We start from the raw sequence: 12,604 nt of genomic DNA, 5'->3' as shown, positions 1-12,604 counted from the left end.
ATGACTTAACCAAAATCTTCAGCTACTGACTGCCGGTATAACGCTGGATACGGCAGATTTGCGAAGGACCCTATCCCCAGAGATCCGCTTTTCTCTGATACTCATTTTCTTAAACAGTCGGCAGTAAAGGACCTTCTACTGTCGGCCTGCCCCGGTATTTAACCAGCGTATGCGCCCGTTCAACTCCCTGTTTTTGCCGCTGGCGGCGACTCAGCCAGTCCTTATCTTCCGGTACAGCCGACAGTATCCCCTTTTCTTCCCACAAACCTGGGGATACAGACGCAACAAGCCGCCATAATTGTGTAGCCGCACTCATCTTTTGCACTTACCCCTCAAACTTTTTGCGGCGCTGCCGATATCAATTTGAGAAGAGAATTTAACGAGTCTGCCGTTTCACAATTTATACACCAGGCAAGTAACAGAGCCAGTATCCCAGTACGCGAAGAGACGCGGTCTTTCAGCCACCACGGTGAATGATAAAGCGCCTTGCCGGGAAAAATTATGCGGCCCGGAGCCGTGAAGAACTCGTTGGTGACAGAGGTGACCATTACGCTGGCCGCCCCACACGAGTCATTGAGATAAATAAAAACTTCCTGAGGTTCACTATGTTTGGTGTGAAAAAATCGAGTATTTCTCTGCCCTTATCTAAAGGTAACGGCATAGCTAAGGACATCAATGCGATAAAGCAGCATGTGGCATGGATTGAGTTTTTGCCCGATGGAGAAATTCTTAGCGCCAATCAGCAGTTTCTTGAGATGACCGGTTACTCACTCAGTGAGATCCAGGGAAAACATCACCGGATATTCTGCAAACCAGATTATTGCCGCTCATCAGCTTACAGCACATTTTGGCAGACTTTAGCATCGGGCGAGTCGATCACCGGGATATTCGAACGCTTCAGCAAACAGCAAAAGCGCTTCTATCTCAGCGCTACCTATTTTCCGGTCAGCGATGATAAAGGGAACGTCTATAAGGTAATCAAAGTGGCGACGGATATTACCGCCCGTCATCAGCAGCTGGAGCATAAAGAAGCAGTGATCACCGCGCTGGATCGTTCTATGGCGGTTATTGAATTTACCACTGACGGCAGGATTATTACGGCCAACAGCAACTTCCTTACCCATATGGGATATGCATTGTCTGATCTGGAGGGGCAGCATCACCGCATTTTCTGCTTCGACAGTTTTTATAAGGAAAACCCCGATTTCTGGCAGAAGATGGCTAAAGGGCAGCACTCTGTTGGCCGCTTTGAGCGTAAAACGGCAAGCGGCGAACGCATCTGGCTTGAGGCGAGTTATAACCCGATCTATGACGCCGACGGCAAAGTCTGCAAGGTCATCAAAATCGCCTCGGATATTACTGCCAGGGTTGAAGCGGCAAAACGGGTGGCGGATATCGCCGTGACAACTTCGGAAGAAACGTCGCAAATAACGCATAACGCCAACGAAGTGCTGGATGAGACGGTGCGGAATTCCGGCCTGGTTGCTCTGCAGGTGAAAGCGGCTACCGAAATTGGTGCGCAGCTAAATGCGTCGGCAAAAAGCATCAGCGAGGTGGTCGACACCATCAACGTCATTGCTGCACAAACTAACATTCTGGCGCTGAACGCCGCCATTGAGTCAGCCAGAGCGGGCGAAGCGGGACGCGGTTTTAGCGTGGTGGCCGCTGAAGTTCGCCGTCTGGCAGCATCCACCGCAAGCGCCACGCAAAAAATTACGGCTGTGGTGGAGGTCAACAGCACGCTGATCCAGCAAATGTACCAACAGCTGGATGCGGTAGAAAAATTTGTGGTGACAGAGCAGGATAAAATCAGCGATCTCTCGCGCAGCCTGCGGGAAATTAACAGCGGTGTACATCAGTTCGTTAACGTCATTCATCGGCTGGATGTCTGAGCATCTTCTGAAGGGGAGCAACAGCTAGCGCCAGATCCTGAAAAAGCGCCTTCAGAAAGGCGCTGCTACGTAAATTCTGGGGGATAACTCCCCTGCCTTTTACGCAGAATTCACGTAGCGACGTTTGGAGTGTCCGTTATTTGTCGGTGCCGAAGCCCTGCTTTTTCAGCGCGGGCAGGACTTCAGGGAAATAGATGTTCTTGTAGTAACCGCTGACGCTTTCACTCCAGCTTTCGCCATCGTTGCGCCCAGTTTCTTTCCAGTGCTGAACCATCACCTCATTATATCTGGCAATTTGCTCTTCCATACCTGCGCTGCGGTAGGCTTCTTCATGGCGGAAAGTCTCCATTGGCAGGCGTGGTTTCATATGGGAAGGTTGATCAACATGACCAATTACCACGCCCGCAACCGGGAAGGTGAGTTCCGGCAATTCAAGCAGAGAAATCAAAGCCTGAGGATCACGACGAATACCGCCAATCGGCACAATGCCTAAACCTTCCGCGCGGGCTGCCGCCATCACTGAACCTAAAGCGATGCCCACGTCTGTTGATCCGGAAACAATGCTCTCAATACTCTGATGGGCAATCTGGGTTTGATTGACAGCGGCCATGCCAGTATAAGATTTATGCATATCCAGAACAAAAGTAATAAAGACAGGCGCTTTAGCAATCCACGGCTGGCCCCCGGCAATTTCAGCAATTCTTGCCCGTTTTTCTGCATTTCGCGTCACGATAACCGAAACCTGCTGCGAGTTAACAGAGGTTGGCGCGTGGTAAGCCGTGCTGATAATGCGGTTTAAAACCTCTTCATCCACTGGCTGCTCTGTAAAACTGCGTTCACTCTTATGGCTGGTGAAATTTTTAATAATGGAATTCATAATGTCTCCTGAGTTGGAAAAGTAACATTAACAAAAGCGTCGCCGCTAAACTTAACCGTATTTGCCCTGTAAAGAGAGCTTAATGTAAGCAGATGAAAGAGGATGAATATCGCTATTCTTAAAACGCCTTACTGCTTATTAAGAGAGAAGACATTTGTCGCCCGAAAAAGCTTTTCTGCACATCCTTACAACCCAAAATTCGTCAGGCCTGGGACATAAAAAAAGCACCTTCCGGTGCTTTAATCATCGCCCGGTTTAAGGAGCTAAATGGAGACTCTGTCTGGTCAGCTGCATCGCTGACTCAAAAGGTTTTTTATTGCGCACAATCTTCACCATCACGCTGGCACCCAGCCAGAGTTGATAAAGGCTCTCGGCTACTATTGCCGGCTTATCGTCGATGCTGAGTGAGCCCTCTTCCTGACCCAATTCAATCGCCCTGGTCAGACGCTGAATAATGCCGGTGGTACCCGTTTTAAGCGTAATCCGCATATTTTCAGAGAGGTCAGCCACTTCCGCACCCAGCTTCACCGCCAGGCATTTGCCCTGACAATCCAGAAAAGATTGCGTCTCCTGCCACTGCTGCCAGTAATGCATCAGTCGCTGCGCCATCGTGCGGTCGGGCAGGCTCAGCGTCGCGTCAAGTCCTGCCAGATAGTCATCGAAATAACTCTCCAGCATCGCCACGCCAAAAGCATCTTTGGAACCGAAGTAATGATAAAATGAGCCTTTTGGCACGCCGGCATCACTCAAAATTTCATTGAGGCCGACCGCTGAATATCCCTTGCTGGCCATAATACGCTGGCCTGTTGCCAGGATATGCTCGCGGATATCATTTCTGTGAGAGTGCGTTGAAGTTGTCATAGCGCTATAATAAGCCCAATTAGACCGACCGTCTATATATTTTTATGATAACAGGCATAATTTGATTAACGCATTGAAAGTTTTCAGCTAATTTAGCTGCTGCCCGCTTCTGCGCTGAACAAAGGAAAAAAATGAAACGTCTGTTTGTCTATGGCACGCTTTGCCCTGGCCGCTCAAATGCGCATATCCTGGAGGAGATTGGCGGGGAATGGCACCCCGGCTCTGTCGCGGGATTCTATTACGAGCGTGGTTGGGGAGCCGCTGCAGACTTTCCGGGGATTGTGCTCGACGAGCACGCACCAGCAGTGAATGGCTTCCTCTTTATCTCGGAGAAACTGGATGCTCACTGGACTCTGCTGGATGAGTTTGAAGAGGGCTATGACCGCGTGCCGGCTGAAGTGACCACCGACGATGAGCAAAAAATAACGGCATGGATTTACCAGTTGCAGCCGCAGGCTAAAGCGCACCCTGCTGGTGCAGCCATCTTTGAAAAATCGCTGTAAGCCGCTCTGATGGCGATGATAAAAAAGGATCCTGAGATCCTTTTTTCAAGGTATCGCCTGGGTTATGACTCATCCTCAATAGAGGAGAGCAGCGCGTTCTGAATGATCCGCTGCGCCTGCATGGCATCCTGACGCTCCTGTGCAGCCTGCAATGCCGGGATATCCAGCTTATCCAGAGCGCGATAGATATGTTTGAGGAAGCGAATAGAGAGTCGTGCCGCCTCAACGTTATCCTCGCGGAAAGGGAACTGATCCAGCTGCCAGACGCCATCCCAGTTGTTAATCTTCAGCACATAGAAGAACTCAAAGATTTCTGTCATATGCACGGTACCGACCACCAGATCGTCATCCCAGCTGCGGAGGTTGTCGTTGACGTCCATGCCGAAGAGGCGGCCACGATCGATGATCAGCTGAGCGGAATCCGCCGGGGATTCGCCGCCAAACAGCGCATGACCAAAGTCGAGCAGTACGCCGACATTTTCCAGGCCAATATCCTCAATGCCCAATAGCGTTCGGGCTGCTGAATCCCAGGTCATTTTCACCCTGGGTTCACGCGGCTTATACTCAATGGCAAATTTCACGTCGGGGTTAGCGGCTGCCAGCTCACGCATACCATCAACGGCCAGTTTCCACAGCTGCTTATGATCCACCTGGAAGGGATAATCCCAGCCATCCTGACCCGGCCACACTTTGACATAGCTGGCGCCCAGTTCGCGCACCACGTCAGCGGCTTCATTCATCAGCTTCATCGCCTCTGCACGCGCCACCGGATCGGGGTTAGTAAAAGCGCCGCGTGACCACTTACGCAAATAGATTTCTGGCGTGATGCCAATGGCCTGCAATCCCGCCTCTTTCAGCGCTTCTTTCACCTGGCTTAAGGTGACGCCCGGCGAGAACGGATAGGGAATATCCACGTAAGAGAGGTCCCCTACCTTCTTCGCTTCCTGAATCTGTTCCAGCGTGCTTAACGCCGGACCGTAACCATCAACCGCGTAGCGGTCAATATAGTTGGCGAAATGCCACAATCCTGCGCCGAATTTGGGATAGTTATAAGCTGTCATCTGTTCTTCTCCATGCATATCGACATAAAAAAAGTGCACGCGGCTGCGTGAGTTAGAAAATTCTGGTTAACCGACGGGTTGGGCGCTGCCCCTTACCGCTGAGTGGCGCGATCGCCCTGCTCTTTACAGATCCTGAGCGCGTGGCGGACAATACCTTCGGCGTCAATTTCATGACGGGCGCGCATCTCAACGCGATCGGCAGCAATGGCATAATCGCCATCTTTAATGCCAAGCCGCAGAAGCGGGATGGCACACCCATTCTCCGCCAGAACTTCTGCAACCAGGCTGCCCACGCCGCCATTGATATTGTGCTCTTCGACGCTGATCACCGCCGGTGCACGCTGCAACAGCCTGAGCAGCTGCTGCGTGTCGCACGGACGAATTGACGGAACAGAAATCACGGCGGCGGAAATACCCTGTCCGGCCAGGGCGATTGCTGCATCCACGATTTCATGGACGGTCGATCCCGTAGCGATCAGGGTGATATCGCTTCCCTCACTGAGCAGATCGATAGCGCCCGGCACAAACTGATAATTCTCGTCATGCAGCTGCGGCAGCGCTTTGCCATCAAGACGGATATAAACCGGCCCCTGGTAATCAAGCGCATACTCAATGATCTGACGGCACTCCACCGGACAGGAAGGGGCGAAGATCTGGATGTTGCCAAAGCCGCGCATCACGGCCAGATCGTCAATGCTGTGGTGCGTACTCGCCAGCGGACCGTAGCTTGCCCCGGCATTCAGCCCAAAAAGTTTGACGTTGGTGTTGTTGTAGCAGACATCCACTTTCACCTGCTCGTTGGCACGCGAAACCAGAAACGGCGCGGCGTTACAGGTCACCGCTATCTTTCCGCCAATCGCCAGGCCAGCGGCGGTGCCGACCAGAACCTGCTCGGCGATCCCCACATTCACCAGCCGATCGGGAAACGCCTTAATAAACGGGGAGATCTTGGCGGTTGAAGTGGAGTCCGCTACCACAGGCACCACGTCAAGACCTCGCTCTACTGCAGCTATCAGCGTATCCACCATTACCGTGGCCAGATGTTGTGCATTACTCATCTTTCAACTCCTCCAGTGCCAGCATAATCTCTTCGCCTTTGGGCACGCGGTGGTGCCATTCAGCTTTGCTCTGAATAAATGAGACGCCATACCCTTTTTCGGTATTGGCGATAACCACGTTCGGCCTGCCATTAGCAGGCAGGTTTTCCAGCGTACTGACCACCGAAGCCATGTCGTTACCGGCACATTCAGTGACGTTAAGGCCAAATGCCTGCCACTTCTCCGCCAGCGGTTCAGTATTCATGATTTCGCTGGTCGCCCCGGCAAGCTGGAGTTTGTTGCGGTCATTAATAATGATCAGGTTGTCGAGGCCGTAATGTGCGGCAACCAGCGCGGCTTCCCAGTTACTGCCCTCAGCCAGCTCACCATCCCCGGTGACCACAAACACTTTGCGTGAACTGCCCTCTTTTTTAGCGGCAATCGCAATCCCTACGGCTACCGGCAGACCGTGGCCCAACGCGCCCGTATTCAGTTCAACGCCAGGCGTTTTCTGCTTAACCGGATGTCCCGGCAGATGAGAGTCTGCATGCTGGTAAGTGGGTAACCAGCTTTCGGGAAAATAACCGGCTTCAGCCAGCACGCAGTAATAACCGCCAACGGCATGGCCTTTGGACTGGATATAGATATCCCGCGTGCTGTCTTCAGTTCGGTCCGGCGCGCAGTTAAGCAGCCGGAAATAGAGTGCCGTGACGATCTCAACCTGCGAGAGATCGGCGCCGGTATGCCCACCAGCCGGGCTGCCCGCATTAAGATGAATAATGCGCCGACGCACGGCCCGCGCTTTGCTGTTCAGTTGTTCTACAGAGAGATTGAACGGGTTCATCGTGCCACCTTTGAATTTTAATTTACCATTGAATATATATTCATGACGGGTAAAAAAATGAGGGAGATTCCCCTCTCAGCCAGGCCGGCTGGCTTCCCCTTCCTCTATCAGCGCCTTCTGCGCGACCACGGCAGCTTTCTGCTGCATGCGGTTCTGCATCTGGTCGATAATGACGGCAATGATGATCACGATACCTTTGATCACCATCTGCCAGAACTCACTGACGCCCATCATAATCAGTCCGTCAGCCAGAAATCCGATCACAAAGGCACCAATCAGCGTGCCCAGGATGGTGCCCCTTCCGCCTGCCAGTGAAGTGCCGCCAAGCACCACCGCTGCAATGGCATTCATCTCAAATGAGGTGCCGTTCGCCGGGTGGCTCGCCACCAGCTGTGAGGAAACCACAATCCCGGCGATCGCCGCACAGAAACCGGAAATGGCATAGACCATGATTTTGACCCGCTTCACCCTTACGCCAGAGAGTTCCGCCGCACGCTCATTGTCGCCAATCGAGTAGACATGGCGGCCAAACGGCAGACGTCTGGCGATATAGGCAATCACCAGTGCCAGCACAACCATCATCCAGATAGCGTAAGGCAGGCCGAGAAAATAGCCCGCGCCGATATCATCAAACCCGGTATTGCCTAACTGCGGATTACCCTGTAGCCCCGGAAACGTCTCGCCTCCCGAAGTCAGCATCGCTGCACCGCGCAGAATATACATGGTGCCCAGCGTGCAGATGAATGGCGCCACGTTATAGCGTGTAATAATCCAGCCGTTTCCGGCCCCTATCAGCGCCCCCACCAGCAGGACCAGCGGCACAATCACCCAAACGCTCGGGAAGATCGCAATACCAAACATCGGCAGTACAATACCTTTGGTAATCAGCCAGCCGGCAATCATGCCGCACAGCCCCAGCGTGGCGCCAATGGAGAGATCGATCCCGGCGGTGATAATCACAAACGTGATGCCCAGCGCCAGGAAGGCGTTAATGGCGATATGTTTAATCATGATCACCATACTGCCCAGCGCGAGGAAATCGGGCACGGTGACAGCAAAGAAACCCACAATCAGGATCAGCGCAATAAAGGTGCGCATTTTTAACAGCAGCAGAATCAGGCTTTCCCGCGAATTAAAGGCTTTTACCGGCGGGATGCCCAGCGCGGCCGTGTGGCTGTTTTTCATGTCAGAACCCCTGAGCACTTGCTTTTACCAGCGCCGACTCTTCTGCCGCCGCACGAGGAATATCGGCGGTGAGCTTCCCGCCGGACATCACCAGAATGCGATCCGAGACCGCCATAATTTCTTTCAAATCGGAGGTGGAAAAGAGAATGGCAATACCCTGCTCCGACAGACTAACCATCATGCGGAATACATCCGCTTTTGCCCCCACATCGATTCCCCTGCTCGGTTCATCCAGCAGCAGCAGACGGGGATTGGTCAGCAGCGAGCGTCCAATCACCACCTTCTGCTGATTACCGCCGCTAAGGGCATTAATAGTGACTTCCGGGGAGGATATTTTGATCGACAGATTGCTGACGGTATCCTTGACGACCGCCTGTTCCTGCCGTCGGGAAATAGCAAACCGGTATTCAAGGCGCTGCCACAAACTGCCAATAGTCAGATTGCTGGCCACCGAGGAGACCGGGAAGATGCCGGTACGTTTGCGATCTTCCGGCACCAGGCTCATTCCCATCCGGATGCGCTCTGCAGGCTCCAGCCGTTGCGGCACCGGTTTGCTGTCAAGCCACAGCTTGCCGAGATAGTTACGCTGAGTGCCGAGCAAACATTCAAACAGCTCGGTACGCCCCGCGCCCATCAGGCCATATATGCCGACAATTTCCCCTGCGCGCACGGTAAAGGAGACGTCATCCACCACCGCAATGCCCGCCGGGCCAACGCAGGTGATTTTTTCCGCCTCCAGAACCGGCACGCCAAATTCCCTTCCCGGCGAGAGAAAACTGGTGACGGGTTCACTCCCCAGCATTTCACGCACGATCCACGGCACGTCAATGTCGCTGACCTCTGCCTGTGCCTGGAAACGTCCATCGCGCAGGATCGTTATCACATCCCCGATGGCCATTAACTCCTCCAGCCGGTGGGAAATATAGATAATCGTCACCCCCTGGCGCGTCAGCTCGCGGATCACCCGGAACAGGATCTCCACTTCTGTTTTACTTAATGCTGAGGTGGGTTCATCGAGGATCAGAATATCGGTGTTTTCTGCCAGCGCTTTGGCAATCTCCACCAGCTGCTGTTGTCCTACCTTGAGATTGGCGACCTGCTCACGGGGTGAGATAGCCTGATCCAGGCGCCGCATCAGCTCAGCGGTACGGGCCTCCTGCGTTTTTTCGTCAATCGGCTTCAGACCATGCTGAAGCTCACGGCCCAGAAAAATATTCTCTGCCACCGAGAGGTTCTCAAACAAGTTCAGCTCCTGATGCACCATACCAATACCGCGCCGCGCCGCCTCACGCGTACTGTTAAGGGTTATCAGCTCGCCGTTAAGGCGGATCTCTCCGCTGGTAGGTTGCTGCACGCCAGCAAGAATTTTCATCAGCGTGGATTTACCGGCGCCATTTTCACCAATAATCACATTCACCTTACCGCGCCAGACGTTGTAGTCGATATTGTCCAGCGCCAGCGTGCCGGGAAACAGCATCGATACGCCTCGGGTCTGCAAAATAATCGGATCGGGCTGCGTCATTATGGCTGCTCCTGTTTCAGGGAAACGGCGACCACGTCCTGCACCTTGTTGGTCTGTAACGTGACGGCAAGCAGCAACTGCACCTGTTTACCAACCCAACTCTCCTCAACCGGCGGCAGCTGTTTTACCGCGTGGCGGTTCAGCGCTCTGGTAAGCTGAGCGTACTGAACCTGGTTAGTGAACTCTTCAAACCGGAAGCCCGCGGCATCGCGTATCGCATTGCTACGAATAACCGGGCCGATAGCCACAGGTACCGCTTCCCCGTTCAGGGTCACGGTCACAATGCGTTCCCGCTCGCTGGCCGCACTCACCGCCGTGACCGTTCCTGTAGCGCGAACGAACAGGCTGTCACTGGTGCCCGCTTTAACGGTACTGCTACGCACTTTCATATCGGCCCAGCTCAGGGCGTGGCTGTCGGCTTCGGCCAGCACTTTGCTCTGCCAGGTGGCTTCCGCTATCTGCTGCGCCGTCTGATCCCGATAGCCCTGTTTCACCGCAGGATCTTTGGGAATAATCGGTTGCCCGCTGGCATCGAGATCGACCACGGTACAGGCGCTTAACAGCAGCGCGGCGGTGAACAGCAGCCCGCAATGGGCACGTTTAGTCAGCATTGTTGGCTCCCTGACTTACGGTGCGAGATTGAACAATTTCAGCTTGCTGGCGTTGGACTCATCTATCAGGGTGCAGTCCATCAGCTGCTTCTCTTCCTTCTGCGCCTTACCGTGGGTCAGGTAATAGTCAGCCTGCTCAATAGCCATCTGCGCCTGTGCCCAGCCAGGTTGCAGGACGGTGGCTTTGATATTGCCTTTGTTAATGATGGAGTCCCGCACGTAATCGCTGCCGTCAAAGCCCACCACAATCACATTCTTCTTACCGGCCGCTTTAAGCGCCGCTTCAGCGCCCAGCGCCATGGTGTCGTTACCGGAGATCACGCCGACAATATTGGGATTTTTTTGCAGAATAGTTTCCATGCGGCTGAAGGCCTCGGTCTGGCTCCAGTTAGCGCTTTGCTGCGCTACCATTTTCATATCGGTATAATCATCCAGCACATCGTGGTAGCCCTGAGAGCGAACCCCGGCGTTGGTATCGGACTCTTTACCCAGCAGCTCTACGTACTCACCTTTGCCGTTCAACAGTTTGGCAAATTTCTCTGCCCCTAACTGCGCGCCCTGATAGTTGTTAGAAACAATCTGGGCCACGGCAATCCCCGGTTTGTTAATTTCACGATCGATCAGGAAAGTAGGAATGCCTGCATCTTTAGCCTTCTGCACCGGTCCGACGGTGGCATCTGCACCTGCGTTATCCAGCACAATAACCTGTGCTTTGCGGGCTATAGCCGTTTCAATCAGCTGATTCTGCTTGTTAACGTCATCATCATGGGAGGCTACCAGCGTGGAGTAGCCAAGGGCTTTCGCTTTTTGCTCTGCGCCATCGGCTTCCGCTTTAAAGAAAGGGTTATCGTGTGAAGGGGTGATAATGACGATCAACCCTTTTTCGGCAGCCAGTGCAGCGGCAGAAAGGGTCATGGTGGATAAGAGTAAACCGGTGAGCAGGGTACGTTTCATTTATTATCTCCGTTATGAATATATATTCAATCGTGATTTATTATTCATTCAATATGATTTACACTTGGTTTCCCTGCCAGATAAAGTGTGCAGAAAAGCGAACAGGATCACAGCTCGCTAAGGGATTTGATCGGAAATGGGCGTGGGGCGTCATTTTTATGACTTTCAGGAAAATCGACAGAGCAAAACCAGGAAGAAACAATGTCTAAACAGGATGAGCAACGCCTGATGGTAAAAATTGCCACTCTTTATTACAGCGAGGGGATGAAGCAGTCTGATATTGCTAAAATGCTGGGTTTATCTCAGTCCTTTGTTTCACGCATGCTGGTGCGCTGCCTGAACGAAGGCGTGGTGAAGATTAGCGTTATTCCGCCCGGCAATATTTTTCCCGCCATCGAAAAAAGTCTTGAGAAAAAATATGGCCTGAAACAGGCGATAGTGGTGGATGCCGCTGAAGAGGCGACACCAGCGCAGATCCGCTATGCGATAGGCTCTGCGGCCGCGCATTACATGGAAACGCGCATCCGCGCTAACGATCTGGTGGGCATCTCTTCCTGGAGCGATACCATTCGCGCCATGGTGGACGCCCTGCATCCGCAAAGCGTTAAGGCACGGGGAGTGATCCAGCTGTTAGGCGGCGTCGGGGCTAACGGCAATGTGCAGGCCACCATTCTCACACAAACGCTGGCTGCTTATATGAGCTGTAAAGCCTGGCTGCTCCCCTCGCAAAGCATTGAGCGCTCGGTTGAGGAACGTCTGCGTCTTTCAACCAATGCCGAAGTTGCGGAAGTGGTCAGTAAATTTGGCGAGGTTGATGTTGCTATTGTAGGCATTGGTGAACTGGAGCCTTCGCAACAGTTGAAAAGCTCCGGTAACTATTACGATGAGGAGATGCTCAGAACGCTGGCTTCACGCGGGGCTGTGGGCGATATCTGTCTGCACTATTACGACGCCAGCGGTAAACCGGTGCTCAGCGCCGATGAAGATCCGGTGATCGGTATGGAGCTGGCACAGGCCCGCGCCTGCCCACAGGTAGTGGCGCTGGCTGGCGGCATCAGCAAGGCCAGTGCCATTCGTGGCGCGCTGGTGGGGCACTACATCAACGTGCTGATTGTGGATTATCCTACTGCACGAAAACTGCTGGAGGAGTAATTCTCTGCTGACCAGAGATCCGGCAGCCGTCCGGGTCTGTTTTTCCGCCCTCTTATTCCCCTCCTTATCTGTTCCCCTCTGTACCTTCAGCCCCGATTTCTGTCT

General features: G+C 53.3%; 12 protein-coding genes and 1 pseudogene. 3 read left to right on the top strand and 10 right to left on the bottom strand.

What is annotated here, in order from left to right:
* Positions 1 to 22: 22 nt before the first annotated feature.
* Positions 23 to 244 (bottom strand): annotated as a pseudogene (locus tag SD961_RS17995) (resolvase); the annotation flags it as partial.
* Positions 245 to 605: 361 nt separating this feature from the next.
* Here SD961_RS17995 and SD961_RS17990 point away from each other — a divergent pair.
* On the top strand, positions 606 to 1,892 hold the full coding sequence (locus SD961_RS17990) for a PAS domain-containing methyl-accepting chemotaxis protein (protein ID WP_318791709.1): 1,287 nt from the start codon (positions 606 to 608) through the stop codon (positions 1,890 to 1,892).
* A 136-nt stretch (positions 1,893 to 2,028) separates the two neighbouring features.
* Here the strand turns inward: SD961_RS17990 and SD961_RS17985 are convergent, their stop codons facing one another.
* Both SD961_RS17985 and SD961_RS17980 read right to left on the bottom strand, forming a co-directional pair.
* Complete coding sequence (locus SD961_RS17985; protein WP_318791708.1) at positions 2,029 to 2,769, bottom strand: NADPH-dependent oxidoreductase; 741 nt, start codon at positions 2,767 to 2,769, stop codon at positions 2,029 to 2,031.
* 255 nt (positions 2,770 to 3,024) lie between these two features.
* A complete protein-coding gene (locus tag SD961_RS17980) occupies positions 3,025 to 3,630 on the bottom strand; it encodes a TetR/AcrR family transcriptional regulator (protein WP_318791707.1) in 606 nt (201 codons plus the stop codon).
* A 131-nt stretch (positions 3,631 to 3,761) separates the two neighbouring features.
* Between SD961_RS17980 and SD961_RS17975 the strand changes: the two genes are divergently transcribed.
* Positions 3,762 to 4,133 (top strand): gamma-glutamylcyclotransferase family protein, encoded by a 372-nt coding sequence (locus SD961_RS17975; RefSeq protein WP_318791706.1) that lies wholly within the window; start codon positions 3,762 to 3,764, stop codon positions 4,131 to 4,133.
* Positions 4,134 to 4,195: 62 nt separating this feature from the next.
* Here SD961_RS17975 and SD961_RS17970 read toward each other — a convergent pair whose 3' ends face one another.
* From SD961_RS17970 to SD961_RS17940, 7 genes are all read right to left on the bottom strand, one after another.
* On the bottom strand, positions 4,196 to 5,194 hold the full coding sequence (locus SD961_RS17970; RefSeq protein ID WP_318791705.1) for a sugar phosphate isomerase/epimerase family protein: 999 nt from the start codon (positions 5,192 to 5,194) through the stop codon (positions 4,196 to 4,198).
* A 92-nt stretch (positions 5,195 to 5,286) separates the two neighbouring features.
* The gene (locus SD961_RS17965; RefSeq protein WP_318791704.1) at positions 5,287 to 6,252 is read right to left on the bottom strand and encodes a transketolase family protein; all 966 of its coding nucleotides are present in this window, start codon (positions 6,250 to 6,252) and stop codon (positions 5,287 to 5,289) included.
* Complete coding sequence (locus tag SD961_RS17960; RefSeq protein ID WP_318791703.1) at positions 6,245 to 7,075, bottom strand: transketolase; 831 nt, start codon at positions 7,073 to 7,075, stop codon at positions 6,245 to 6,247. The genes SD961_RS17965 and SD961_RS17960 overlap by 8 nt, the downstream gene beginning before the upstream one ends.
* Positions 7,076 to 7,150: 75 nt before the next feature.
* Complete coding sequence (locus SD961_RS17955) at positions 7,151 to 8,260, bottom strand: ABC transporter permease (protein ID WP_318791702.1); 1,110 nt, start codon at positions 8,258 to 8,260, stop codon at positions 7,151 to 7,153.
* A 1-nt stretch (position 8,261) separates the two neighbouring features.
* Positions 8,262 to 9,782, bottom strand: a complete 1,521-nt coding sequence (locus SD961_RS17950) for a sugar ABC transporter ATP-binding protein (protein WP_318791701.1) — start codon at positions 9,780 to 9,782, stop codon at positions 8,262 to 8,264.
* The gene (locus SD961_RS17945) at positions 9,782 to 10,393 is read right to left on the bottom strand and encodes a DUF2291 family protein (protein WP_318791700.1); all 612 of its coding nucleotides are present in this window, start codon (positions 10,391 to 10,393) and stop codon (positions 9,782 to 9,784) included. The genes SD961_RS17950 and SD961_RS17945 overlap by 1 nt, the downstream gene beginning before the upstream one ends.
* 15 nt (positions 10,394 to 10,408) lie before the next feature.
* Complete coding sequence (locus SD961_RS17940; protein ID WP_318791699.1) at positions 10,409 to 11,347, bottom strand: D-ribose ABC transporter substrate-binding protein; 939 nt, start codon at positions 11,345 to 11,347, stop codon at positions 10,409 to 10,411.
* Positions 11,348 to 11,548: 201 nt separating this feature from the next.
* Between SD961_RS17940 and SD961_RS17935 the strand changes: the two genes are divergently transcribed.
* A complete protein-coding gene (locus tag SD961_RS17935) occupies positions 11,549 to 12,499 on the top strand; it encodes a sugar-binding transcriptional regulator (protein WP_318791698.1) in 951 nt (316 codons plus the stop codon).
* The last annotated feature ends 105 nt before the right edge of the window (positions 12,500 to 12,604 follow it).

The sequence above is a fragment of the Erwinia sp. MMLR14_017 genome (assembly GCF_033657285.1).
In the GTDB taxonomy this organism is placed as follows: Bacteria; Pseudomonadota; Gammaproteobacteria; order Enterobacterales; family Enterobacteriaceae; genus Erwinia.
Note: the sequence above shows the minus strand (reverse complement) of the source record. Positions and strands in the feature narration are given on the sequence as shown.

Bases quoted from the DNA above. Each gene is read 5' to 3' on its own strand.
- SD961_RS17940 (WP_318791699.1), bottom strand. From the start codon at position 11,347: ATGAAACGTACCCTGCTCACCGGTTTACTCTTATCCACCATGACCCTT.
- SD961_RS17980 (WP_318791707.1), bottom strand. From the start codon at position 3,630: ATGACAACTTCAACGCACTCTCACAGAAATGATATCCGCGAGCATATC.
- SD961_RS17945 (WP_318791700.1), bottom strand. From the start codon at position 10,393: ATGCTGACTAAACGTGCCCATTGCGGGCTGCTGTTCACCGCCGCGCTG.
- SD961_RS17990 (WP_318791709.1), top strand. From the start codon at position 606: ATGTTTGGTGTGAAAAAATCGAGTATTTCTCTGCCCTTATCTAAAGGT.
- SD961_RS17960 (WP_318791703.1), bottom strand. From the start codon at position 7,075: ATGAACCCGTTCAATCTCTCTGTAGAACAACTGAACAGCAAAGCGCGG.
- SD961_RS17965 (WP_318791704.1), bottom strand. From the start codon at position 6,252: ATGAGTAATGCACAACATCTGGCCACGGTAATGGTGGATACGCTGATA.
- SD961_RS17935 (WP_318791698.1), top strand. From the start codon at position 11,549: ATGTCTAAACAGGATGAGCAACGCCTGATGGTAAAAATTGCCACTCTT.
- SD961_RS17970 (WP_318791705.1), bottom strand. From the start codon at position 5,194: ATGACAGCTTATAACTATCCCAAATTCGGCGCAGGATTGTGGCATTTC.
- SD961_RS17985 (WP_318791708.1), bottom strand. From the start codon at position 2,769: ATGAATTCCATTATTAAAAATTTCACCAGCCATAAGAGTGAACGCAGT.
- SD961_RS17975 (WP_318791706.1), top strand. From the start codon at position 3,762: ATGAAACGTCTGTTTGTCTATGGCACGCTTTGCCCTGGCCGCTCAAAT.
- SD961_RS17950 (WP_318791701.1), bottom strand. From the start codon at position 9,782: ATGACGCAGCCCGATCCGATTATTTTGCAGACCCGAGGCGTATCGATG.
- SD961_RS17955 (WP_318791702.1), bottom strand. From the start codon at position 8,260: ATGAAAAACAGCCACACGGCCGCGCTGGGCATCCCGCCGGTAAAAGCC.